The organism is Xanthomonas sp. NCPPB 1325, from assembly GCF_041477645.2.
In the GTDB taxonomy this organism is placed as follows: domain Bacteria; phylum Pseudomonadota; class Gammaproteobacteria; order Xanthomonadales; family Xanthomonadaceae; genus Xanthomonas; species Xanthomonas cannabis.
This window is the reverse complement of the sequence record NZ_CM192985.1, coordinates 3,879,898-3,903,475: the sequence shown is the minus strand read 5'-3', so window position 1 is coordinate 3,903,475 and position 23,578 is coordinate 3,879,898. Positions and strand designations below refer to the sequence as shown.

The following is a 23,578-nucleotide window of genomic DNA, read 5'->3' as shown; positions in this document are numbered from 1 at the left end:
CATATACGAAATCACCTTGAGGCTGGGCTTCACAAAGTTTCCAAGAACTTGGCGCACCTTGCTCACAAGACAGAACAACTGCCGCAGCAGCTTCGCTTGGTATTAGAGCTCCCAGAAGCAGCGAGGTTGAAACGATCACAGCTGAGAAGATTATCTTCATTCGAATTCATCCTTGTAGCCACGTGGTGTGGCCACCAGGAGCATATCGAAAAAAATCTGCTCCTAGAGTAGGTTGTCGCCCGTTATGTGCCCCCTCAGTGCGCCCGCGCGCGCTGGCTGTTCAGTTCCACCAGATGCTCGTGCAGATGGGCCGCGTCCTGCGCGCTCGGGTTGAGTAGCAGGTAGCGCGAGAGATCGTGGCGGGCGCCATTGCGATGGCCCAGATGCAGATAGGCCATGCCGCGGTCGCGCAGCGCCTCCGGTTGGTCGGGCACCAGCTTCAGGATGCGGTCGGCGCTGCGTGCGGCGCGGTCCCAGTGCTCGGCATCGGCGTACACGCCGTGCAGGTTGCGCAAAATGCGGATCAGGATCGCGCGGTGCGGTGCCGGGTCGAGAATCTGCGCCAGCGCACGGTCGTCGGGGATTTCGCCGCCCAGGTGCGGGCGCGCGCGCTCGCGCAGCTCGTCCACGCCCAGCGGGCGGCCACCGTTGAACGGGTCCATCACCAGGACCCCGTCGTCGACCGGCAGGCGCACCAGGAAATGTCCCGGAAACGACACCCCCGCCAGCGGGATGCCCAGGCGCCGGGCCACCTCGATCTGCACCATCGCCAGCGAGATCGGATTGCCCAGCCGGCGCTCGAACACCTGGTTCAGATAGCTGTTGCGGGGGTCGTAGTACTCGTCGTGATTGCCCGAATAACCCAGTTCATCGAACAGGTAGCGGTTGACTGCCGCCATCTTCAGCGGCCACAGATCGATCGCCTCCACCTCGCGGCGCAGGTGCTCGACGTGGCTCTGCACCAGGGTGTCATACAGCTCTGCATCCAGCTGTGGATACTCGTCGCGTGCGATCAGCAACGCGGTGGACATCAGTGGCACCGCATCGTCGTCCAGGCTGGCGAGCGCGGTCCAATGGGGAAGTGGGAGCATGTCGACCATGCTGACAAGAGTGTCGGCAAGCGGCGCGGGGTTCAAGTCCGGTACTTCCTGACAGGAGACACCGCATCGCTGTGAATCACTTCAGCTTGGGAATATCCGGGCTGAAAGTGAGTTCGGCGCCATCCTGCAGGTTGAGCCTGGCGGCCTGGCCGGCATTGAGCTCCAGCACATAGCGGGCCGGCGCCTTGCTGGGGTAGGGCGGGCAGGCGTCGCCGGCCGAGCACGGCGGCACATCGCGTTGTTGCGACACCAGCCGGCGCTGGTTGTCGAAATACAGGATATCCAGCGCGATCTTGGTGTTCTTCATCCAGTACGCCATCGGTTCCTGGCGGTCGTGGATGAACAGCATGCCGCGGTCTTCGTCCATGGCGTCGCGGAACATTAGCCCCTTGGTCCGGTCGGCATCGTTCTGTGCCAGTTCCACCTGATAGCGCGTACCGGCCAGTTCCACCCAGGAGCCGCCGCTGGCGCAGCCGCCAAGCAGGAGCAGACAGGCAAGACCAAGGAAGCGGGCAGGGCGCATGCGGCAAACCGATGAGGCGGGGATGGCGCACCTTCTGCCATGCACCGGCGTGCGTCAAGTCGCGGCGGCAGGCGATGCAGTGCGGTGCCGTGCAAGGCATCGGGACGGGCCGATTGCCCGCTGCGCATCGCGCGGCCACGGTGCCGCCTCGCCCAGCGCGCGGGGGAGGCACGTTCCGCTTGCAGATGCGCCGCGTGCGGACTTCTGTATGCAGACAGCGAGCAAGTTGCGCCGGGCGTGCAGCGTTCGAGAGTCGCCGCACCGGCCACCGCTGTGAAGAGAGCACCTGCAACGCCGCGTTGCCGGCGCGGCCCAGGTGTCGGATGTCTGCGCGCCGTCGGGCGCACGAACAATCGTCCGCGTCGTGCCTCAGAGCACGCGCGGCGGTGTGCCGCCGACGATCACCACATCGGCCGGGCGGCGCGCAAACAGGCCCACGCAGACCACACCCGGAATCTGGTTCAAGCTGCGCTCCAACGCCACCGGATCGGTGATCTGCAGGTTGTGCACGTCCAGCACCACGTTGCCGTTGTCGGTCACCACGCCGTCGCGCCACACCGGCTGGCCGCCGGTCAACGCCAGGATCTGGCGGGCGACCAGGCTGCGTGCCATCGGAATCGCCTCCACCGGCAGCGGAAACTTGCCCAGCACCGGCACTTGCTTGCTCGGGTCGACGATGCAGATGAAGCGTTCGCTGGCCTCGGCAATGATCTTCTCGCGGGTCAGTGCCGCACCGCCGCCCTTGATCAGGCAGCGGTTAGGGTCGCACTCGTCGGCGCCGTCCACATATACCGACAGATTGCCGGTGTGGTTGAGATCCAGTACCTCGATGCCGTGCTGGCGCAGGCGTGCGGTGCTCTGTTCGGAGCTGGAGACCGCGCCCTTGATGCGGTGGCCGATACGGCCCAGCGCATCGATGAAGTAGGCCACCGTCGAGCCGGTACCGACACCGACGATCATGCCGTCTTCCACGTAATCGAGTGCCTTCTCGGCGGCCAGGCGTTTTGCGTCGGACATTTGGGAGCTCGGGATTGGTGATTGGGGAGTTGGGATTCGTAAGAGCAGGTCACACGGGGCGGCGATGGGCGAATCCCCAATGCCGAATCCCCAATCACGGCTACTCCATCGCCAGCAACAGCTTCCACTGCGCGGCGGTCACCGGCAGGATCGACAGGCGATTGCCGCGCGCGATCAGCGGGAAGCCTTCGCCCAGTGCATCGGCGTGTTGCTTGATTTCATCCAGCGCAATCGTGCGCTTGAGTTTGCGCTCGAACGCCACGTCCACCAGCATCCAGCGTGGGTCTTCGCGCGTGGACTTGGGGTCGTGGTAGTCGGATTTTGGGTCGAACTGGGTGTCGTCCGGATACGCAGTGCTGGCGACCTTGGCGATGCCGACGATACCGGGCACCTTGCAGTTGGAGTGGTAGAAGAACACCCCGTCGCCCACCTGCATGCCGTCGCGCATGAAATTGCGCGCCTGGTAGTTGCGCACGCCGTTCCACGGCTCGGTGCCGACGCGTTCCAGATCATCGATGGAAAACGTATCCGGCTCGGACTTCATCAACCAGTAGCGCTTGCGGGCAGTCATGCAGAGAGGCTGTCGTCTTTCAGGAAAGTGGCGTGTTCGGTGCAGATGGCGTCCACGCCCACGTCCCAGGATTCGGTCGGCAAGGCAGGCACCTGCTGTGCGGCAAAGCCGACGCCCACCAGCCAGGGCGGCGGCGCCTGGCGATGCCGGAACGCGAAGCTGCGATCATACCAGCCGCCCCCCATGCCCAGCCGCCGGCACGCCGCGTCGAAACCGGTCAGCGGGGTCACCACCAAGGCCATGTCCTGTGGCGCCAGCGTGTCGGCCAGATCCACGTCCGGCTCGGGAATCCCGTAGCGATTGCTGACCAGTCCCTGGCCCGGCCGCCATGGCGCAAAGCGCAGCACGCGTCCGTCCAGCACCGGCAGGCAGTAGCGCACGCCGGCCGGCAAGCTCAGCTGCCAGCGATGCAGTGCGATCTCGCCATCCATCGCCCAATACCCGGCCACCGCACCGGCCTGCGGTGCGAACGGCAGCGCCAGCAAGCGTTCGGCCAATGCATCGGCGGCGGCCAGTCGCTGCGTGGCCGGCAGGCTGCGGCGTTGCGCACGCAACTGCTGACGCAGCGCGTCTCGGTCCTGGGTCATCGGTGTCTCGCAGCGGTCGAAGGCGCACATTGTCGATGGCCCACGTCCAGCTGCCTAGCGCCATGTCCGCAATGTTCAACGTCCCGTTCGAAGGTCCGGCGTCCGGTCGGAACGTCGGGCACCAGGTCTGGACGTGCCGCCGGGCAATCGCCTCGTGGCCGGTTGGCGGAGCGCGGTGCTCACGCGCTTGGCGTAGAGAAACATGTCTTCGTGCATTCAGTCCGATGAGATGCTGCGCACGTGCGCTCCTGAGGCTGCCCTCCAGGTTGTCGCATCATCGACAGGCCAATCCCGCAGCAGCGCCCCGGGGCACGAAGGGCTGCATCGCTGCGCGCGGCAGGCGTCGTGCCCAAACGCTTCGCCAGACACACAAAAAGAAACGGCGCCCGAAGGCGCCGTTTCAGATTTGCATTCTCCGCGGTGACGATGCGGGCGAAACGACCTTGAACCCGGGGTTCAAGTGGGGACGTTGTGAGGCCATCGGGCTTCCCGCTACAAGGCGGACTTGCACACCCGGCTTCGTCGCGCCCCCGTGGTCGTAATTAAGGGACAAGGCGAATGTTTTGCACGCTGTCGTTTACAGCAGAGAACGCAGGTGAAGTATAGACCTCTGCTGCGCGATGGCTAGCCCATTCGTCGGCACGCGGTCGCAAAAATTCATCTTTGCGACGGCAGTGCGACGTCGCGCTCAACGTGGTGTATCGGCCAGGCCGTCCAGGCGACGGTTCAAGCTGTCGAGCGTATTCGCCAATTCACGATCGTAGAGCGCTTGTTGGTCGCGCAACTGCTGCAACTCATGTGCAAGATTGAGCGCAGCCAGCACCGCCACACGATCGACCGCTGCCATGCGGTTGCTGCCACGGATCTCGCGCATGCGCAAATCCAGCAGGCGTGCCGCAGCGGTGAGGCTCTCGCGTTCGTCGGCAGTCACGCCAACCGTGTATTCACGATCCAGAATACGCACGCTGACCGGTTCGTTGCTGCTCACGTGTGCTGCTCCAGTGACTTCAACCGCACGATCATGGCTTCCACCCGCGAGCGTGCCTGCTCGTTCTTGGTCAGCAGTTGCGAACGCTCGCCGATCAATTGTTCCTGCTGATGGCGCAGGCTACGGTTCTCGTCGGTCAACCGTTGCGTCCGCTCCACCAGCGCCTCCACGCGGGCGGCGAGTGCGCGGATCTGAGCGAGGGCGGCAGCGTTGTCCATGCGCTCACGATAGGGGCGCGCGCGCGTCACGGTCAAGCGCCGCTCACGGGCCGGTCACGCGCCATGAAGCCAAGCCTGCCAAGGGCTGCCGCCGGCCTGACCCGCTGCCGCGCGCGACCCCTGGAACGCTGCATGGAGCGACCGGATCGCGGTTGGGACGGGCGGCCTTGATACACTGGAAAGTCTCGTCGCCCGCCTCGCGCGGGTGCCTTCTGTTCCTAGCCTGGATGACCCGATGGATCTGCCTGACGTAACCGCTGTGCAAACTGAAAGCCGTCAGCTCGGGCTGGCGTCCTCTGCGGCGGAGTTGCACGGCGGGCTATGCGGGTGGTTGTCCGGTGGTGGGGCCGACAGTGGCGACTGGCTGGCCCGCATCCTGGCCGACAACGCCCAGGCGGCGCCCAAGCAGGGCGGCGCGCTGGATCGGCTGCGCCAGGCCACCGTGGCACAGCTGGAAGACCGCGACTTCGCGTTCGACCTGCTGCTGGTCGAAGAGGGCGCCCCGTTGCCAGCGCGTACCGATGCGCTGTTCGATTGGTGCCGCGCGTTTCTGGGCGGCTTCGGGCTGGCCGCGCAGCAGCGCCCGGCGCTCACCGAAGAAGGCGAAGAAGCGCTGCAGGATCTGGCCCGCCTGGCGCAGGCATCCAGCGACGATTTCGATGCCGGCGAAGAAGACGACACCGCCCTGGCCGAGATCGAGGAATTCGTCCGCGTGGCGGTGCTGTTGCTGCATGGCGACTGCGTCATGGGGCCGCGTTTTCGCCAACGTCTGAACTGATCGTCGTCCCGTCATGAAGAAGCTCACCGGGATCGGCGCGGCCGAGTATGCGCGCCGGCGCAAGCAACTGATGCAGATGGCCGGCGAGCACGCCATCCTGATCCTGCCCGCCGCCCCCGAGCGCGTGCGCAGCCACGACACCCATTACCCGTACCGGCAGGATTCGGACTTCTGGTATCTGAGCGGCTTTCCCGAGCCCGAGGCGGTGCTGGTGCTGGTGCCCGGGCGCCGGCATGGCGAAGCGATCCTGTTCTGCCGTGAGCGCGATGCCGAGCGCGAAGCCTGGGACGGCCCGCGCGAGGGGCAGGAAGGGGCGGTGGAACGCTACGGCATGGACGATGCGTACCCCATCGACGATGTGGACGAGATCCTGCCGGGTCTGCTGGAAGGGCGCAGCCGGGTCTATTACCACTTCGGCCGCGATGTCGATTTCGATCTGAAGCTGATCGGCTGGCTCAAGCGGGTGCGCGAGCAGGTGCGTCATGGCGCGCAGCCACCGCATGAATTCCTGGAGCTGGGGCATCTGCTGCACGAGCAGCGCCTGTTCAAGTCGCGCGATGAACTCGCCTTGATGCAGCAGGCCGCAGACATCAGCGTGTGTGCGCACCTGGCCGCCATGAGACTGGCACGCCCGGGCGTGCACGAGTACGAACTGCAGGCCGAAGTGGAGCGCGAATTTCGCGCCGCCGATGGGTGGCCGGCCTACGGCAGCATCGTCGGCACCGGCAGCAACGCCTGCGTGCTGCATTACCGCGCCAACAACGCGCGCAGCCGCGACGGCGATCTGGTGCTGATCGATGCCGGTGCCGAATACCGTGGCTATGCGGCCGACATCACCCGCACGTTCCCGGTCAACGGCCGCTTCACGCCGGCACAGCGCGCCCTGCACGATCTGGTCGGTGCGGCGCAGGCGGCGGCGCTCGCGCAGGCGCGCCCCGGCGTGGCCTATGAGGCCGGGCATCTGGCCGCGGTGGAGACCTTGACCGAGGGCCTGCTACGCCTGGGCCTGCTCAAGGGCAAGCTGGAACGCAACATCGCCGAGGGGCATTACAAGCGCTTCTATCGGCACAAGACCGGCCACTGGCTGGGCCTGGACGTGCACGATGTCGGTGATTACCGGCTGGCCGGCGACTCGCGCCTGCTGGAACCCGGCATGGTGTTCACCATCGAGCCGGGGCTCTATGTCTCTGCCGACGACACCACGGTGGAGCCCAGGTGGCGCGGCATCGGCATCCGCACCGAAGACAACGTGCTGATCACCGGCGATGGCCACCGCGTGCTGACCGATGCACTGGCGCGCAGCGCCGACGAGATCGAAGCGGTGATGGCCGGCAGCGCGTAACCGCCGGCGCGCGTGAGGGTCGCCGCGGCCGACACACCGCAGTGAGCGTCATGAAGGCGCAGGCAAAAACGCAGTCGCCGCAGTGGACGCGTGCTTACGCCGATCCCAGGCACCAGCTGCGCCCGCCTGGCGACTGCACAGGCGTTTTGTCGGCTGGGTTCATTGGCCCAGCTGCGGCGTCTGGGTGCGTTCGGGGTGCTGCACCGGCTCGCTCGGCCCGGCGAGTTGACGCGCGCGCTCGAACGATTGTTCTTCCGGTGTGCCCAGCGCCTGTTCGGTTTTCATGTGCGCACGCAGGTGCGCCGGATTGGACGGGTCGCCTTGCACCACGAACACGTTCTCGCCGCCGTGCACGCCGCGATGGTTTGCTTCGCTCATCAGCACGTGGTCCACGCGCGACAGCCCGCCTTCCTTGGCCAGCGGCAACAAGGCGGCGGTGAGGCGTGCGCTGGTCTGATCGGGCGTGCGACCGTGCGCCGCATCGATCGCATGCACGCCGCGTTCGATCTGCTGATACATCGCGTGGTCCGGGTGCGCGCTCTGGCGTGGGTCGTTCATGGCAGTGTTCCGTGTGGTGGTGCTGCAGCGTAGCGGGGCGTGATCGGGTGGTGGATTGCGCGGTTGGGCGCCCATCTCAGGTCTTTCGCCATTGTGGCCCGGCATTGCACACCGTGGTGTGGTCGGCCGCGCCCGCTGCTCAAGCGGCGGCGAAGACCGGGCGGGTCAGGTTTTCCGGCGCGGCGTCGGTGCACACCACTTCATCTTCGATGCGAATGCCGCCGTACGGTTTGAACTGCTCCACACGCTGCCAGTCGATGCTGGCGGTGTGGCCGTTCTTCTTCACTTCGTCCAGCAGCATGTCGATGAAGTACACACCCGGCTCGATGGTCACCACCATGCCTGGTTCCAGCACGCGGGTCAGGCGCAGGTAGGGATGGCCTGCCGGGCGTTCGATGCGGCCGCCGCGGTCGCTGGCGGCAAAGCCGGCCACATCGTGTACCTGCAGGCCGATCAGGTGGCCCAGGCCATGCGGGAAGAACGCGGCACTGACGCCGGTGGCCAGCGCGGCCTCCGGCGACACGGTGATGATGCCGAACTGCTGGAGGATGCCCATCAACGCCAGATGCGCATCGATGTGCAGCTGCTTGTAGTCCACGCCGGCGCGCACCGCCTGGCCCATGCGGAGCTGCGCGGCGTCGACTGCATCGATCAGGGCCTGGAATTCGCTGCCGGTATCGGCGGCGTAGGTGCGGGTGATGTCGCTGGCATAGCCATGTGCCGACGCGCCGGCATCGATCAGGAAACTGCGCAGCGGTTGCGGTGGCTGCTGGCCGAGCTCGGTGTAATGCAGCACTGCGCCATGCTCGTTGAGCGCGATGATGTTGCCGTATGGCAGCGTGTTGGCATCCTGGCCCACGGCCGCGCAGTAGGCCATATGGATGCCGAATTCGCTCTGGCCGGCGCGAAACGCCGCTTCGGCGGCACGATGGCCGCGCATTGCCAGCTGCTGGGCGATGCGCATCAACGCCAGCTCGTACGGGGTCTTGAAGGCGCGCTGATAGTCCAGGTAGTCGAGCACCGGCTGCGGGTTGTTCGGCACGTAGGCGCCGAGTGCGCTGCGCGCCTCGCCGAGGATGGCGCAGCGCTCGACCTGCCTGGGCAGCAGCGCCAGCGCCTGTTCCGGGGTGCGGATGATGTGGATGTCGCAGTGCTCCACCCACCAGCCGCTGGGCGCGTCGGGCACCACGTGCCAGTAGTCGAAGGGTTGGTGGAAGATCACCGTCGGCCGCTGGCCCGGGGTGTAGACCAGCCAGCTGTCGGGCACCCGCGTCAGCGGCACCCAGGTCTTGAACTGCGGGTTGACTGCATACGGGTAATCGCGGTCGTCGAACACCTGGTAGTGCGTGCTGCCGCTGGGGACCACCAGATGATCGAAGCCGCCGCGTTGCAGCGCCTGATCGGCACGCGCGGTCAGCGTGCGCAGGTGGTCGGAATACAGGTGGCTCAAGGAGGGCTGGGTCATGCGGGACTCGATCGGCAATGCGAAGCAATGCGCAAGTTTGCCGCAATCGCAGTGCGCTGCGTCAGCCGACCATGTGTTCTTCGGCGATCCAGGCGCGCAGGCGCTGGCGATGCGGCTCGGACATGCTCAGGAACCGGAAGCCGGCCCAGGCCTGCCCGGGCGCATGCGCCGCCTCCGACCACAGCAGGTGCACGCCGACGTCGATCGCGGTGGCGCGGCCAACGCGTTCGGGCAGGCTGAAACGCAGCTGGTACAGCGCGTCGTCGTGCAGCGCAACCGAGGCCAGCAGCAGCATGCCGGTTTCCGAGACATTGCCAACCCGGCCGATCTGCGCTTCGGTGAGCATGTCGATCACCGGCACCATGTCGTTTGGTTGGCGGCGCGGCGCACGGCGGGTGTCCTGGATCATGGCAAGGCCTCTGCGGGAGCGTGGCCGGCCAGGCTGCGCAGCGTAAGCACGGTGGCATGCCAGGCACGGTCGATCAGGCGGGATTTTTCTTCGACCAGCAGGCGCGCCTGGCCGCCGGCCATCAGCCGCGCCAGCCCGTCCAGCGAGTGCTCGCCGATCTTTTGCCCGCGCTGATTGACGAACAATGCATGGCCGGTCATCGGGCTGTACCAGGACAGGCGTTGCCGGCGCAGGTCGCCTTGCTGGTTGATCACGAATTCGAACCAGGTCCCGAACGGCAGGCTGCGCAGCTGCGTGTAGCAGGCATCTTCGGCCGGCGTGCGCGGTATGGCGGCGGGCTTGTGCGCTGCAGTGTCGGCCTGCTCGCCCAGGCGCGCGCGCGCCTTGAGCTTGGCGGCCAGTTCGGTGCGCGAGCTGAGCGCATCGTCGCCGCCGGGCGTGGACAGGCGGCGCGCAATCGCGGCCGCTTCTTCGTGGTGATAGCCCACCTGCAGCAGCGCGGTTTCGACATCGGTGCCGAGCGCAATGTCGGTGGGCTCGCCCTTGTTGCGGCAGGTGACCTCGGCGATGCGCGTGGTCAGCGCCAGGCGCTCGTCCCACTCCGGCGACTGCTCGCCTTGCCGCAGCAGGGTGAGCGTGAGCACGTCGGACCAGGCCTGGCGCAGCAGCGATTGCACGAACCGCGGCGGTGCGCTGTCGTCGCACACCTGCTCGATCCGCGCCTGCGCCTGCTGTTTGGCAGTTTCCAGCCGTTCCTTGCCGCGCGCGGCATCCACATGCCGGCGTTCGGCCACGTCGGCCTTGCGTGCCAGGACGCGCAAATGCGCCTGGATGTCGTCGTTGGCGGCGGCGAAGGTCGCCTCGTCGCCCTGGTAATCGTTGACGATGGTGTCGACCGCGGCGCCCAGCTTGTGCAGCAGCTGCGGGTCCACATCGTCCTCGCCCAGCCACACCGCGCCGGACTCGGCCACGGTGTTGAGCAGCTCGCGCACCGGGTGCTGGTCGCGCACGAAGAAATGCGTGTCGGCCAGGGCTGCGCGTACCACCGGCACCTGCAGCCTGGCGAGCAGGGCCTGCGCAGGTGTGTGATCGCGCACTTCGCGCTGCATCTGTGCGTAAAGCAGGCCAAGCAGGTCGAAGGTGTCGTTGTCCTGCGGCGACAGCGTGGCGTCTGCGCCGTGCTCGGCGCGCAGCAGCTCCAGCACCTGGCGCTGCACCGCATCGATACCGGGTGCCGGCGACAACGCACCCGGGCGTGCGCCCGTCGCGCTCTGCAGGCTGGCCAGTGCCTTGCCCAGCGCGGCCTTGGGTACGCTGGGCGCAGCGCTGGCTGCCGGCGCTGCAGCCGGCTGGGCGGCGGCCTGCAGCAAGCTGCCCGGGGCGGTAGTGCCGTGCGCGCCGGCGGTGCCGGCTGCCTGCCAGTGGCGTGCCGAGGACATCAGGCCGCCAAGTGCGTGTGCGGCCTCGTTCAACCCGGGCGAGGCCGCGTGCATGCTGCTGCTAGCACCCGACGCTGCAGGGGGCAGGCCTTGCGGATCGAGCAGGGCACTCTGCCAGGCGCTCGGAGCGGCGTGCCCATGCCAGCCGTTGGCCGGCCGCGGGGAGCGTTGCGCGCCGCCGTGCGCGCCTGCCGCGGCGTTGCCTGCAGGTGTCGCCGCACCCGCTGGCGCGGTGCGGCGCGTCTGCACATGGGTGGGCTTGACCAGGTAGGGGTGATAGATCAGCCCGGGCAGGATGCCTTCCTGCGCGAGCACGGCATTGGCGCTCTCGTAGACATCGCCCAGGCGGTCCATCACCTGATGCTCGAAGACCTTGTACAGCGCGAGCTGCCCATCCAGGCCGAGACCCAGGCACTGGCCGCACTCACGCATGATCCGGCACAGGGCATAGGGTCCGAGCGGCAGGGCGTCGAGCTCGAATTCCGGCACTGCGCCGATCACTGCCAGACGTTGCGCCAGCAGTTGCAGCGCATCGGCACGCCGCGAGGTCTCGCGGCGGGCGATGTCGCTGAGCACGATGTCGCGATCGATGTCGGTGTCTTCCACCAAGGTCAGCGTCTGCGGTGGCGTGGACGCATCGGCGGGCGGCATCAGCGCAGGGCGCTCCTGCAATGCCGCCAGGTCCTGCGCCAGATGCTGCAGAAACAGCTGCGGAAAGCGGTCGATGTGATCGCGCAGGCCGCGCATCTGCGCGTAGGTATCGGCCTGAATCTGGCTGTTGCGTGCATGCTCGGCCTGATGCAGCAGCGCACGTTCCAGTTCGACGATGGTCAGCCGCAGCGGGCCGCCGAGCGCCTGCACGCACTGCGCATGCAACATGCCAAGCAGGCGCCGGCCGCGCGCGGAAACGGGCGCGTCGGCGATCGGGCCGCTGAGCGTGGGCTGCAGGGAGGACAGGGGCGTGGACATCCGGGGAGATGGGCTCGGTGCGAAGCGTGAGCTATGTAGCATGTTTTCCGGCGGCGCAGCGATCATCGCGATGCGAGGTGCCAGGAGTCCGGTGCCGGCCGCGCCGCCTCGATGGGGCACGAGCCCACGCTGGCGCACGTTCGCCGCACCACGATGTTGCCGGCGCAGCAGCGGGGCGCGTGCTCAGGTCAAAAACAGCTCGACCACGTCGTTGGTGAAGCGGCGGCCCAGCTCGGTGGGCACCACGCGTCCGTCCTGTTCGACCAGCCAACCCTGCGCCACCGCACGCGCGACCGGTGCGGCGATGGCCGACGCGGCCAGGCCGGTGCACGCTTCGAAATCGCCCAGGCGAAACCCTTCGTGCAGCCGCAGCAGATTGAGCATGTATTCGAACGGCAGCCGCTCGCGCGGCACGACCTCGTCGCCACCGACCGATGCGGGCGTGCCGGCGCTGGCCAGGTAGCTCTGCGGATGCTTGTGCTTCCAGCGCCGCAGCACGTGTTGTTCGGCGCCGGAACTGATCTTGCCGTGCGCACCTGCGCCGATACCCAGGTAGTCGCCAAACCGCCAGTAATTGAGGTTGTGCGCACACTGCCGGCCCGGCTTGGCATAGGCGCTGACTTCGTACTGCGCATAGCCGGCCCCGGCGAGCAGCGCTTGGCAATGTTCCTGGATATCCCAGGCCGCATCGTCGTCGGGGATGCCCTTGGGCGGCCGCGCGAAGAACACCGTGTTCGGCTCCAGCGTGAGCTGGTAATGCGACATGTGGGTGGGATGCAACGCGAAAGCGCGTTCGAGGTCGCGCTCGGCCTGTGCCAGGGTCTGCTCGGGCAGCGCGTACATCAGGTCGATATTGACATTCTCGTAGCCGGCATCCTGCGCCAGCTTGATCGCACGCTCGGCCTCGGCGCTATCGTGGATGCGCCCGAGCCGCTGCAATGCCACATCGTCGAAGCTCTGCACGCCGAAGCTCAGGCGGTTCACGCCGGCGGCGCGGTAGTGTTCGAAGCGGCCATGCTCGGCGGTGCCCGGATTGGTTTCCAGGGTGATTTCAAGATTGGGTGCAAAGCGCAGCCGCGCTGCAGCCGCCTGCAGGAATCGGTCGATCGCCTGCGGCGGAAACAGGCTGGGCGTGCCACCGCCGAAGAACACCGAATGCACCACCCGGCCCCAGACCAGCGGCAGGTCTGCATCCAGGTCGCGGATCAGTGCATCTACGTATTCTTCGAACGGCAGCACGCCCTTGGCCGCATGCGAGTTGAAATCGCAGTACGGGCATTTGCGCACGCACCAGGGCAGGTGCACGTAGAGCGAGAGCGGGGGCGGGATCAGGGCGGGCACTGCGTGCGGTCGTCGGTTACAGCGTGAGCGCGTGCAGCTTGTGCTGCAGCGTTGCCAATGCCACTGCGCGGTGGCTCAGGCGGTTTTTCATGTCGCTGTCCATTTCCGCCGCGGTCAGGCCATGCACCGGATCCAGAAATACCGGGTTGTAGCCGAAGCCGCCGTCGCCGCGCGGTTGCGTGGTGATCACGCCTTCCCAACTGCCTTCGGCGATCAGCGGCTGCGGATCTTCCGGGTGACGCAGCAACACGATCACCGCGTAAAACCGCGCACTGCGGCGATCAGCTGGCACGTCGCGCATGGCATCGAGCAACTTGGCGTTGTTGGCCCGCGCATCGGTCGGGCTGCCGGCGTAGCGCGCGCTGTACAAACCGGGCGCACCGCCCAGCGCATCGACGATCAGGCCCGAATCATCGGCCAGCGCCGGCAGGCCGGTCACCGCGCTGGCATGGCGAGCCTTGATCAACGCGTTCTCCACGAAGGTCAGGCCGGTTTCCGGCACGTCTTCCACGCCCAGCTCTCCCTGCGCGACGATGCGCAGCGGCAGTGCCGCCAGCATGGCGCGCAGTTCTTCCAGCTTGCCGGCGTTGCCGCTGGCCAATACCAGTTGCTTCATTGCTTGGGCTCCAGCAGATCCCACTTGGTGCCGTACAGATCGCGGAACACCACGACCGTGCCGTATGGCTCCTCGCGCGGGGTTTCCAGGAATTCCACGCCGAAGGCCTGCATGGCCGCATGGTCGCGCCAGAAGTCGTCGGTGTAGAGAAAATGATCCACGCGCCCACCGGTCTGATCGCCGATGCGCGCGCGTTGCGCGGCGTCGGCCGGCTGCGCGAGCAGCAGGCCGGCGTCCTGCGTGCCGCCCGGGCCGATCACCACCCAGCGTTTGCCATCGCCCAGTGCGCGATCTTCCAGCACGTGGAAGCCCAGCGCGCCGGTGTACCAGGCAATCGCCGCATCGTAGTCGGCAACCAGCAAGGTGGTCAGGGCGATGCGACGGCTCATCCGGCCAGCGCGGCGCGTTGCAGCGCGAACAACTCGCCCACGCCCTTTTCGGCAAGCGACAGCAGCGCATTGAGCTCTTCGCGGCGGAAGGCATGGCCTTCGGCCGTGCCCTGCAGCTCGATGAAGCCGCCGCCATCGTTCATCACCACATTCATGTCGGTATCGCAGTCGCTGTCTTCGGGGTAATCCAGGTCCAGCACCGGCTCGCCGCGATAGATGCCGACCGACACCGCAGCCACCGCACCGATCAACGGGTGCTTCTTGATGTCGCCGCGCTTGAGCAGCAGGTTCACCGCATCAGCCAGCGCCACGTAGGCGCCGGTGATGGCGGCGGTGCGGGTGCCGCCATCGGCCTGCAGCACGTCGCAGTCCAGGGTGATGGTGCGCTCGCCCAGCGCGTTGCGGTCCACACAGGCGCGCAGTGCGCGGCCGATCAGGCGCTGGATTTCCAGCGTGCGCCCGCCCTGCTTGCCACGGGCGGCTTCGCGATCGGAACGGGTGTGGGTGGAGCGCGGCAACATGCCGTATTCGGCGGTGACCCAACCTTCGCCCTTGCCGCGCAGGAAGCCCGGCACGCGGTTTTCCACGCTGGCGGTGCACAGCACGCGGGTGTCGCCGAAGCTCACCAGCACCGAGCCTTCGGCATGGCGGGTGAAGGCGCGTTCGATGCGCACCGGGCGCAGCTGGTCGGCCGTGCGGCCGCTGGGACGGGAAAAGGTCATGCGATGAGTCCGGAAGTCGGGAGGTGGGTCGGGCGTCAGTGCGCGGCGTGCAGGCAGCCGGCAAGGGCGGCTAGGGTACCATTCGCGCTTTGACGGCACGGGATTCACGATGATCCGAAGCATGACCGCGTTTGCTGGCGGCGAACGCATCACGCCCTGGGGCACGCTCGGTTGCGAGCTGCGCTCGGTCAACCACCGCTTTCTGGAAGTGGGCACGCGCCTGCCGGAAGAATTGCGTGCGCTGGAGCCGCTGCTGCGCGAGCGCGTGGCTGCCAAGAACAGCCGCGGCAAGCTGGACCTGACGCTGCGCCTGCGCGCGCCGGAAAACGCACAGACTCTGGCCGTCAACGAAGCACTGCTGCAGGAACTGGGCGCGCTTGCCGCGCGGCTGGATGGCGTCTTCCCCAAGCTGCAGGTGGGCTTCACCGACCTGCTGCAGCTGCCTGGCGTGCTGCAGGTGCAGGACGTGGATGCGCCCGCGCTGCAGGCGCAGGCGCTGGCCTTGCTGGACGAGGTGGTCGACAGCTTTGTTGCTGCGCGCGAGCGTGAGGGCAGCAAGCTGGCCGCGGCGATCAGCGAGCGGGTGGATGCGATCGAACGTATCGCCGCCGAGGTGCGCACGCTGATTCCGGCAATTCGCGAAGGGCAGCGCGTCAAGCTGGCCGCACGCCTGGCCGATCTGCCGCATCCGGTGGACCCGGGCCGCACCGAACAGGAACTGGTGCTGTGGCTGCAGAAGCTGGACGTGGACGAGGAGCTCGACCGCCTGTCCAGCCACATTGCCGAGATCCGTCGCGTGCTCAAGCAGCGCGAGCCGGTGGGCCGCCGCCTGGACTTCCTGCTGCAGGAGTTCAACCGCGAAGCCAACACGCTGGGCTCCAAGTCGGTGGACAGCCGCACCTCCAACGCCGCCGTAGATCTGAAGGTGTTGATCGACCAGATCCGCGAGCAGGTGCAGAACATCGAGTAGCCGGGATTCGAGATTCGGGATGGGGCAGTTGCCGGTTCCCGATGTCTGCGGGCCGCGGCCAATCCCGGTAGCATGTCGACCCCGGTGGTACCGGCCCGCAGCCTGTTCGCGAATCCCGACTCCCCAATCCCGAATCCCTGATCCTATGCGCGGCACCCTCTATATCGTTGCGGCCCCCTCGGGCGCCGGCAAGAGCAGCATCGTCAACGCCACCCTGGCGCGTGATCCCAAGATCGCCCTGTCGATCTCGTTCACCTCGCGCGCGCCGCGGCCGGGCGAGCGGCATGCCGAGCACTACCATTTCGTTTCTGCCGACGAGTTCCAGGGCATGATCGAGGCGGGCGACTTTTTCGAGTACGCGCTGGTGCATGGCGACTGGAAGGGCACTGCGCGGCAGTCGGTGGAGCCGCAGCTGGCCGCCGGGCACGACGTGTTGCTGGAGATCGACTGGCAGGGCGCGCGCCAGGTGCGCCAGAAGGTGCCCGATGCGGTGAGCGTGTTCATCCTGCCGCCGTCGCGCCAGGCGCTGGACGAGCGCATGCGCAAGCGCGGGCAGGACAGCGAGGACGTGATGGCACAGCGTCTGGCTGCCGCACGCGAGGAGATGCTGCATTTCGAAGAGTTCGACTACGTGATCATCAACGAGACCTTCGACACCGCCGTGTCGGAGATGTGCGCCATCTTCACCGCCAGCCGGCTGCGCCGGCAGGCCCAGCAGCAGCGGCATGCCGGGCTGATCCAGGCCTTGCTGGACTGAGGGCGCATGCGTGAACGTCGCCCGCAGCGCGGGTGGCGTGGCGGGCACTGATCCGGCCATGCGGCAGGGCGCCAGGCGGTTCGCATTCGGGTGCGGTGGACGCGCTCAGCGGGTGGGCAGGGGCCAAGTCTGCGCACCGGCAACGATTCCTTGGCCTGGTGCACGGGTCCAAGCCGCTGATTCCAAAGGAAACTGAACGGCCATCGGTTGCCCGCTCGACCGCACAGGCGTACACTCCGCCCCCTTTCCCTCATTCGATGCGCGGCCGTTGCTGGTCGCCGGGAGCCCGCATGGCCCGCATTACCGTAGAAGATTGCCTGGAAGTCGTGAACAACCGTTTCGAGCTGGTCATGATGGCCTCCAAGCGCGCCCGTCAGCTCGCCAACGGCGTGCAGCCGCTGATCGAAAATGCCGACGCCAGCGACAAGCCCACCGTGATGGCACTGCGCGAGATCGCCGCACGCCGGATCGACAACGCGCTGATCGATGAAGTCGAGAAAGCCGAGCGCGAGCGTGCCGAGCGCGAAGCACTGGAATGGGCCGCCGCCGAAGTGGTCGCCGACGAAGACATGTCCAAGAACGACGATTGATTGCCCGCGTCACGGCGATCGATTCGAACAGCCCGCATCCACGCGGGCTGTTTTCGTTTTGGGGCCCCGGCAGTGCGCCGGCGTGTGCAAACGTTTGCCGTCACTGCGCCGCTGGCATAGTCTTCCGCCATGAACCCAGGCCCCACTGCCCAGGCGACCGTCGTGACGTCTCCGTCTTCCGACCAGGCCATTCCCGACTACGTCCTGCACTTCGAACGCGCCGCCAGCTACCTGCCCAGCGAGCAGCTGCCGATCCTGCGCCGTGCCTGGGAGGTCGGCGCCACCGCGCATGCCGGCCAGACCCGTAAATCCGGCGAGCCCTACATCACCCATCCGGTGGCCGTGGCCGGCGTGCTGGCCGAGCTGGGCCTGGACATGGAATCGCTGATCGCCGCGATCCTGCACGACACCATCGAAGACACGCCGCTGACCCGCGAGGAGCTGGCGTCCGAATTCGGCGAAGCGGTGGCCGAGCTGGTCGATGGCGTCACCAAGCTGGACAAGCTCAAGTTCCGCGACCGCCAGGAAGCGGCGGCGGAAAGTTTCCGCAAGATGCTGCTGGCGATGTCGCGCGACCTGCGCGTGATCATGATCAAGCTGGCCGACCGCCTGCACAACATGCGCACGCTCGGCGCGCAGAGCACCGAGGCGCGCGGCCGTATCGCCCGCGAGACGCTGGAGATCTACGCACCCATCGCCCAGCGCCTGGGCATGAGCCTGATCAAGTCCGAGCTGCAGAATCTGGGCTTCCGCGCGCTGTATCCGTGGCGCCACGCCATCATCGAAAAGCACATCCGCAGCCAGCCGGTGGTGCGGCGCGAATCGATGGCGCAGGTGGAAGTGCAGCTGTCGCAGCGTCTGGCCAAGGAAGGGCTGGAACATCGGCTGGTCAGCCGCATCAAGACGCCCTGGAGCATCTATTCCAAGATGCACGAAGAGAACAAGTCCTTCGACCAGGTGATGGACGTGTTCGGCTTCCGCCTGGTGGTGCGCTCGGTGGCCGACTGTTACCACGCCCTCGGCGCGGTGCATGCCACCTTCAAGCCGCTGGACGGGCGCTTCCGCGATTTCATCGCGATCCCCAAGGCCAACGGCTACCAGTCGCTGCACACGGTGCTGTTCGGGCCCTACGGCTCGCCGATCGAAGTGCAGATCCGCACCGAAGAGATGGACCTGATCGCCGAACGCGGCGTGGCCGCGCATTGGACCTACAAGGTCGGCTCGGCCTCGCCCAATAGCGCGCAGAGCCGTGCGCACGACTGGATCGTGGAGCTGATCGATTCGCAGCGCGCCGCCGGCTCGTCGCTGGAGTTCCTGGACAACGTCAAGGTGGACCTGTTCCCGGACGAGGTCTATCTGTTCACGCCCAAGGGCAAGATCCTGGCCCTGCCGCGCAATTCCACCGCGCTGGATTTCGCCTACGCGGTGCATACCGACGTGGGCAACCGCGCGGTGGCCTCGCGCGTGGACAAGAAGCTGGTACCGCTGCGCACCAAGCTGGTCAGCGGGCAGGCGGTGGAAATCATCACCGCGCGCTCGGCCACGCCCAAGCCGCAGTGGCTGGAATTTGTGGTCAGCAGCAAGGCGCGCACCGCCATCCGCCACCAGCTCAAGCAGCTCGAGCACGAAGATGCCGTGCAGCTGGGCCACCGCATGCTCGATCGTGCGCTGGAGGCGATGGACTCCTCGCTGGAGCGGCTGCCCAAGGGCCGCCTGGACGCCTTCCTCAACGAGCATCGCTACCCACGCCTGGAAGCCTTGCTGGCCGATGTGGCACTGGGCAACTGGATGCCGACCCAGGCCGCGCAGGCGTTGATGGCTTACGCGGAGTTGCGTGGTGGCGGCCATTCCAAGCATTCGCACGAAAAGATCCTGATCGACGGCAGCGAACGCGGCGTGATCAGCTTCGCCAACTGTTGCCAGCCGATTCCTGGCGACGAGATCATGGGCTACCACACCGCCGGCAAGGGCATCGTGGTGCACCGGCTGGATTGCCCGAACCTGGCCGAGCTGCGCAAGTCGCCCGAGCGCTGGGTGCCGATCGACTGGGATTCCAGCGTGACCGGCGACTACGACACCGCGCTGGTGGTGGAAGTGGAAAACCGCACCGGCGTGCTGGCGCAATTGGCCGCGGCCATTGCGCAGAGCCAGTCCAATATCGAACGCGTGGATTACCTGGACCGCGACTTCAACGCGGCCGTGCTGCGTTTCAATATCCAGGTGCGCGACCGCCGCCATCTGGCCGAAGTGATGCGCAGGCTGCGCCGCCTGCATGTGGTGCAGAGCGTGGGTCGGCAGTAAGAGCTGGGCGTCGTCAGTGAGTCGCGGACGAAGTGAGTCACGGACGATAGGAAGCAACTGCCGTGCATGCGTGGCAGTTGCGGCGGAGGGTATCGCCCACGCTCGCCTGCCGGTGAGCGCCCTCGTTTTTGTTTGCTGCTCGACGTTGCTGGCGGTGAACATGCGCTTCATTCGTTGCGCTCAGGCAATCAACCGGCGCAGCGCCGGGTTGTCGTTGTCCTGCTTCCACACCAGATGCAATTCCACCGGCGTGGCCGGCGTTTCATCGCGCAGCGGCAGGTAGACGATGCCGGCGTAGCGCAGGCCGCTGGCGCCTTCCGGTACCAGGGCCATGCCCATGCCGCCGCGCACCAGCGCCAACACCGAATGGATCTGGCTGACGTACTGCACCGAGCGCGGTGCGATGCCGCGTGCGCCGAACAGCTGCGCCAGCAGGTCGTAGAAATAGCGCGCTTCGTCTGGCGCGTAATTGACCAGTGGCTGGCCGTCGAAATCCTGCAGGCACAGGCTGTCGCATTGCGCCAGCGGCGAGTCTTCCGGCAGCGCGGCGATCAGCGGTTCGCGGGCCACGCAGCGGCTGTGCAGGCCCTGGCGCTGGATCGGCGGACGCAGCAGGCCGATATCCAGCCGGCCGGCGTCCAGCGCATCCAGCTGCGCCAGGCTGACCATTTCCTTGAGTTGCAGGTCCACATCCGGCGCTTCGCTGCGCCAGCGCGCAATCGCCTCGGGCAGGAAGCGGTAGCTGGCGCCGGCGGTAAAGCCCACCGATACGCTGCCGGCGTCGCCGGTGCCGATCCGCCGTGCACGCAGGCCGGCGTTCTCGGCCATGCGCAGGATCGCGCGCGCTTCGGCCAGCAGGCTGCGCCCGGCCTGGGTCAGCCGCACATGCCGGCTATTGCGCTCCAGCAGCGCGGTGCCAACGCTGTGCTCCAGCAGCTGGATCTGCCGGCTCAGCGGCGGCTGGGTCATGTTCAGGCGCTCGGCCGCGCGCCGAAAGTGCAGCTCGTCGGCGACGGCCACAAAGCAACGCAGTTGCTGCAGATCGAACATGGCGAAGGTCTTTGGCTGGCGAAGTGCTGGAATCGGATGCTGCACCCGCAACATCTGCGCATCGCCAGCCCCGATGAATGGGCGCATGCGCATGCGTGGAGTGGCTGACGGGCGCAACCATTGGTAATTACAAAGGCTCAAGAAAACCGTTGCAAAGCAGTCATTTGCGGCTCATTGCAGCGGCTGGTGAGGCGATTGATTCAATTGATGTATCAAACAATACGTCCTTTGGTTTGGACCGGCAACGATCTGCCGTCCCAGGATCAATCGCATCCCCCGCCCAGGAGCGTTTGCCCAATGAGCAGCAGATACACACCGACCGAAATGGCCCAGGCGCTTGGCGCCGGGTTGCTGTCGTTTCCGGTCACCCATTTCGATGCCGACCTGGCCTTCGACGAGTCCGCATACCGCAGCAACCTGGACTGGCTGTCCTCGCATCCGGCTGCCGGCCTGTTTGCCGCCGGCGGCACCGGTGAGCTGTTTTCCCTGACCCTGGACGAAGTGAACCGCGCGGTGCGTGCCGCCGTGACCCAGACCGCCGGGCGCATGCCGGTGATTGCGCCGGCCGGCTACGGCACTTCGATCGCGATCGAGATGGCGCAGGCCGCCGAGCGCAACGACGCCGACGGCATCCTGCTGTTTCCGCCGTACCTGACCGAGTGCGATGCCGACGGCGTGGCCGAGCATGTCGAGCGCGTGTGCAAGGCGACCTCGCTGGGCGTGATCGTGTACGGCCGCGCCAACGCCAAGCTCGACGATGTGACCCTGGCGCGCGTGGCCGAGCGTTGCCCCAACCTGGTGGGCTACAAGGACGGCATCGGCGATGTGGATCGCATGACCCGTATCTACGCGCGCCTGGGCGACCGCTTGCTGTACGTGGGCGGCCTGCCCACCGCCGAAACCTTCGCGCTGCCGTATCTGGAAATGGGCGTCACCACGTATTCGTCGGCCATCTTCAATTTCCTCCCCGAATGGGCGTTGGACTTCTACGCTGCCGTGCGCGCGCGCGACCACGCCACCATCTACCGCGAGCTCAACGATTTCGTGTTGCCGTACACGGTGCTGCGCAATCGCCGCGCCGGCTATGCGGTGTCCATCGTCAAGGCCGGCATGCGCGCGGTCGGCCGCCCGGCCGGGCCGGTACGCACGCCGTTGGCGGACCTGACCGATGAAGAATCCGCGCAGCTCAAGCAACTGATCGGAGGGCGTCGCTGATGCATGCCATCACAGGTCAATCGCTGATCGGGCAGCGCTGCGTGCAAGGCAGCGGCGCGCACTTTCATGGTGTGGATGCGGCCAGCGGCGAATCGCTGCAGCCGGCTTTCGGCTCGGTGAGCGCGCAGGAGCTGGAGCAGGCTTGCGCATTGGCGCAGTCGGCCTTCGACACTTACCGCGAAACTACGCTGGAAGCACGCGCGGTCTTTCTGGAAACCATTGCCGAGCAGATCCTGGCGCTGGGCGATGCCTTGATCGAGCGCGCCATGCGCGAAAGCGGGCTGCCGCGCGCCCGGCTCGAAGGCGAGCGCGGTCGCACGGTCGGGCAGCTGCGCCTGTTCGCCACCGTGGTGCGCGAAGGCAGCTGGTTGCAGGCGCGCATCGACCCGGCATTGCCGCAGCGCACGCCGTTGCCGCGTGCGGATCTGCGCCAGCGGCATATCGCGCTGGGGCCGGTAGCAGTGTTCGGTGCCAGCAATTTCCCACTGGCGTTCTCGGTGGCTGGCGGCGATACGGTGTCGGCGCTGGCAGCCGGATGCCCGGTGGTGGTCAAGGCGCATGGCGCGCATCCGGGCACCTCCGAACTGGTGGGCCGCGCGATCCAGGCGGCCGTGGCGCAATGCGACCTGCCCGAGGGTGTGTTCTCGCTGCTGTTCGACGCAGGCATCGAGATCGGTACGCAGCTGGTGGCCGATGCACGCATCAAGGCGGTGGGCTTCACCGGCTCGCGCGCTGGCGGCCTGGCGCTGGTCAAGATCGCTGCCGCCCGCCGCGAGCCGATCCCGGTGTACGCGGAAATGAGTGCGATCAACCCGGTGTACCTGTTGCCGCAGGCATTGCAGGCACGCGCGCCGGCCCTGGGCAAGGCCTTCGTCGGCTCGCTGACCCTGGGGGCCGGGCAGTTCTGCACCAATCCCGGCTTGCTGCTGGCCGTCGATTCTCCGGCGGTGGATGCCTTCATCGCGTCTGCGACACAGGCGCTGCAGGACGTTTCGCCGGCGGCGATGCTGACCGCAGGCATCGGCGATGCCTTTGCGCAAGGCGTCCAACGCCTGGCGGCACATCCACAGGTCGCCACGCTGGCGCGCGGCGCTGCGGCGGAATCCGGGCGCTGCCCGGCTGCGTTGTTCGGCACCGATGCCGATGCATTTCTGGCCGACGAGGCACTGCAAGCCGAAGTGTTCGGTGCCTCGTCGTTGCTGGTCCGCTGCAGGGATGTCGATCAGCTGTGCGCGCTGAGCGAGCACCTGGAAGGCCAGCTCACCGCCACCTTGCACATGGATGCCGACGACACCGCGCTGGCTGCCACGCTGCTGCCGGTGCTGGAGCGCAAGGCCGGCCGCATCCTGGTCAACGATTGGCCGACCGGCGTGGAGGTCTGTCACGCCATGGTGCACGGTGGCCCGTCCCCGGCCACCTCCGACAGCCGTAGCACCTCGGTGGGCACGCTGGCGATCAATCGCTTCCTGCGGCCGGTCTGCTACCAGGACCTGCCCGCCGCGTTGCTACCTGCTGCCGTGGCGCACGGCAATCCGCTCGGCGTGTGGCGACGCGTCGACGGCGCACTGGGGCACGACTGACAGCACCGGCGGCAACCATGCCTGAGGCGTGCCGGAGGAGGGTCCGGCATGCCAGCTGCAGGCGCCATTTGGAGTACCGAAGC

24 protein-coding genes and 1 other RNA gene are annotated in these 23,578 nt (G+C 67.0%); 8 read left to right on the top strand and 17 right to left on the bottom strand.

Going from position 1 to position 23,578, the window contains the following annotated elements; all coding sequences use genetic code 11:
- Positions 1 to 254: 254 nt before the first annotated feature.
- The 8 genes from ACCQ10_RS16520 to ACCQ10_RS16485 form a co-directional block, all read right to left on the bottom strand.
- A complete protein-coding gene (locus ACCQ10_RS16520) occupies positions 255 to 1,136 on the bottom strand; it encodes a SirB1 family protein (RefSeq protein WP_039410446.1) in 882 nt (293 codons plus the stop codon).
- A gap of 40 nt (positions 1,137 to 1,176) precedes the next feature.
- Positions 1,177 to 1,623, bottom strand: coding sequence for a DUF192 domain-containing protein (locus ACCQ10_RS16515; RefSeq protein WP_047696879.1), 447 nt, complete (start codon positions 1,621 to 1,623; stop codon positions 1,177 to 1,179).
- Positions 1,624 to 1,992: 369 nt separating this feature from the next.
- Positions 1,993 to 2,640, bottom strand: a complete 648-nt coding sequence (rpiA, locus tag ACCQ10_RS16510) for a ribose-5-phosphate isomerase RpiA (protein WP_372361306.1) — start codon at positions 2,638 to 2,640, stop codon at positions 1,993 to 1,995.
- Positions 2,641 to 2,740: 100 nt separating this feature from the next.
- Positions 2,741 to 3,211, bottom strand: coding sequence for an EVE domain-containing protein (locus ACCQ10_RS16505; RefSeq protein ID WP_047696875.1), 471 nt, complete (start codon positions 3,209 to 3,211; stop codon positions 2,741 to 2,743).
- Positions 3,208 to 3,798, bottom strand: coding sequence for a 5-formyltetrahydrofolate cyclo-ligase (locus ACCQ10_RS16500; RefSeq protein WP_372361305.1), 591 nt, complete (start codon positions 3,796 to 3,798; stop codon positions 3,208 to 3,210). The genes ACCQ10_RS16505 and ACCQ10_RS16500 overlap by 4 nt, the downstream gene beginning before the upstream one ends.
- A gap of 408 nt (positions 3,799 to 4,206) precedes the next feature.
- Positions 4,207 to 4,390, bottom strand: a non-coding RNA gene (gene ssrS, locus ACCQ10_RS16495) — 6S RNA.
- A 96-nt stretch (positions 4,391 to 4,486) separates the two neighbouring features.
- The gene (locus ACCQ10_RS16490) at positions 4,487 to 4,786 is read right to left on the bottom strand and encodes a cell division protein ZapA (protein WP_039410433.1); all 300 of its coding nucleotides are present in this window, start codon (positions 4,784 to 4,786) and stop codon (positions 4,487 to 4,489) included.
- Positions 4,783 to 5,004, bottom strand: a complete 222-nt coding sequence (locus tag ACCQ10_RS16485; protein ID WP_039410450.1) for a TIGR02449 family protein — start codon at positions 5,002 to 5,004, stop codon at positions 4,783 to 4,785. The genes ACCQ10_RS16490 and ACCQ10_RS16485 overlap by 4 nt, the downstream gene beginning before the upstream one ends.
- 235 nt (positions 5,005 to 5,239) lie before the next feature.
- Here ACCQ10_RS16485 and ACCQ10_RS16480 point away from each other — a divergent pair, with 235 nt between their 5' ends.
- Both ACCQ10_RS16480 and ACCQ10_RS16475 read left to right on the top strand, forming a co-directional pair.
- A complete protein-coding gene (locus ACCQ10_RS16480) occupies positions 5,240 to 5,782 on the top strand; it encodes a YecA/YgfB family protein (protein WP_372361304.1) in 543 nt (180 codons plus the stop codon).
- 13 nt (positions 5,783 to 5,795) lie between these two features.
- Positions 5,796 to 7,124, top strand: coding sequence for an aminopeptidase P N-terminal domain-containing protein (locus ACCQ10_RS16475; RefSeq protein WP_372361303.1), 1,329 nt, complete (start codon positions 5,796 to 5,798; stop codon positions 7,122 to 7,124).
- Positions 7,125 to 7,283: 159 nt separating this feature from the next.
- On the opposite strand, the gene ACCQ10_RS16470 is transcribed toward ACCQ10_RS16475, so the two are convergent.
- From ACCQ10_RS16470 to rph, 8 genes are all read right to left on the bottom strand, one after another.
- On the bottom strand, positions 7,284 to 7,682 hold the full coding sequence (locus tag ACCQ10_RS16470; RefSeq protein ID WP_039410424.1) for an XVIPCD domain-containing protein: 399 nt from the start codon (positions 7,680 to 7,682) through the stop codon (positions 7,284 to 7,286).
- Positions 7,683 to 7,821: 139 nt separating this feature from the next.
- Positions 7,822 to 9,147, bottom strand: a complete 1,326-nt coding sequence (pepQ, locus tag ACCQ10_RS16465; protein WP_372361302.1) for a Xaa-Pro dipeptidase — start codon at positions 9,145 to 9,147, stop codon at positions 7,822 to 7,824.
- Positions 9,148 to 9,208: 61 nt separating this feature from the next.
- Positions 9,209 to 9,556: a PilZ domain-containing protein gene (locus ACCQ10_RS16460; protein WP_372361301.1), complete on the bottom strand. Its 348-nt coding sequence runs from the start codon at positions 9,554 to 9,556 to the stop codon at positions 9,209 to 9,211.
- Entirely contained in the window at positions 9,553 to 11,964 is a 2,412-nt protein-coding gene (locus tag ACCQ10_RS16455) for a DUF1631 domain-containing protein (protein WP_372361300.1), read from the bottom strand. Before ACCQ10_RS16455 ends, ACCQ10_RS16460 begins: the two co-directional genes overlap by 4 nt.
- A 183-nt stretch (positions 11,965 to 12,147) precedes the next feature.
- The gene (gene hemW, locus ACCQ10_RS16450; protein ID WP_372361299.1) at positions 12,148 to 13,305 is read right to left on the bottom strand and encodes a radical SAM family heme chaperone HemW; all 1,158 of its coding nucleotides are present in this window, start codon (positions 13,303 to 13,305) and stop codon (positions 12,148 to 12,150) included.
- Positions 13,306 to 13,321: 16 nt separating this feature from the next.
- On the bottom strand, positions 13,322 to 13,921 hold the full coding sequence (gene rdgB / locus ACCQ10_RS16445) for an RdgB/HAM1 family non-canonical purine NTP pyrophosphatase (RefSeq protein WP_372361298.1): 600 nt from the start codon (positions 13,919 to 13,921) through the stop codon (positions 13,322 to 13,324).
- Entirely contained in the window at positions 13,918 to 14,310 is a 393-nt protein-coding gene (locus ACCQ10_RS16440; protein WP_104580716.1) for a VOC family protein, read from the bottom strand. Before ACCQ10_RS16440 ends, rdgB begins: the two co-directional genes overlap by 4 nt.
- Entirely contained in the window at positions 14,307 to 15,032 is a 726-nt protein-coding gene (gene rph / locus ACCQ10_RS16435) for a ribonuclease PH (protein WP_039410403.1), read from the bottom strand. Before rph ends, ACCQ10_RS16440 begins: the two co-directional genes overlap by 4 nt.
- 109 nt (positions 15,033 to 15,141) lie before the next feature.
- Here rph and ACCQ10_RS16430 point away from each other — a divergent pair, with 109 nt between their 5' ends.
- The 4 genes from ACCQ10_RS16430 to ACCQ10_RS16415 all read left to right on the top strand — a co-directional run bounded on the left by ACCQ10_RS16430 (position 15,142) and on the right by ACCQ10_RS16415 (position 19,650).
- Positions 15,142 to 16,002: a YicC/YloC family endoribonuclease gene (locus ACCQ10_RS16430; RefSeq protein ID WP_104580718.1), complete on the top strand. Its 861-nt coding sequence runs from the start codon at positions 15,142 to 15,144 to the stop codon at positions 16,000 to 16,002.
- A gap of 145 nt (positions 16,003 to 16,147) precedes the next feature.
- Complete coding sequence (gene gmk, locus ACCQ10_RS16425) at positions 16,148 to 16,759, top strand: guanylate kinase (RefSeq protein ID WP_005996765.1); 612 nt, start codon at positions 16,148 to 16,150, stop codon at positions 16,757 to 16,759.
- A gap of 290 nt (positions 16,760 to 17,049) precedes the next feature.
- Positions 17,050 to 17,349, top strand: coding sequence for a DNA-directed RNA polymerase subunit omega (gene rpoZ / locus ACCQ10_RS16420; RefSeq protein WP_002812428.1), 300 nt, complete (start codon positions 17,050 to 17,052; stop codon positions 17,347 to 17,349).
- Between the two features lie 129 nt (positions 17,350 to 17,478).
- The gene (locus ACCQ10_RS16415) at positions 17,479 to 19,650 is read left to right on the top strand and encodes a RelA/SpoT family protein (protein ID WP_039410369.1); all 2,172 of its coding nucleotides are present in this window, start codon (positions 17,479 to 17,481) and stop codon (positions 19,648 to 19,650) included.
- Between the two features lie 180 nt (positions 19,651 to 19,830).
- Here the strand turns inward: ACCQ10_RS16415 and ACCQ10_RS16410 are convergent, their stop codons facing one another.
- The gene (locus ACCQ10_RS16410; protein WP_372363151.1) at positions 19,831 to 20,700 is read right to left on the bottom strand and encodes a LysR family transcriptional regulator; all 870 of its coding nucleotides are present in this window, start codon (positions 20,698 to 20,700) and stop codon (positions 19,831 to 19,833) included.
- A 297-nt stretch (positions 20,701 to 20,997) separates the two neighbouring features.
- Between ACCQ10_RS16410 and kdgD the strand changes: the two genes are divergently transcribed.
- Both kdgD and ACCQ10_RS16400 read left to right on the top strand, forming a co-directional pair.
- Positions 20,998 to 21,915: a 5-dehydro-4-deoxyglucarate dehydratase gene (gene kdgD / locus ACCQ10_RS16405; protein WP_372361297.1), complete on the top strand. Its 918-nt coding sequence runs from the start codon at positions 20,998 to 21,000 to the stop codon at positions 21,913 to 21,915.
- Positions 21,915 to 23,495: an aldehyde dehydrogenase (NADP(+)) gene (locus ACCQ10_RS16400; protein WP_372361296.1), complete on the top strand. Its 1,581-nt coding sequence runs from the start codon at positions 21,915 to 21,917 to the stop codon at positions 23,493 to 23,495. Before kdgD ends, ACCQ10_RS16400 begins: the two co-directional genes overlap by 1 nt.
- Positions 23,496 to 23,578: the final 83 nt, after the last annotated feature.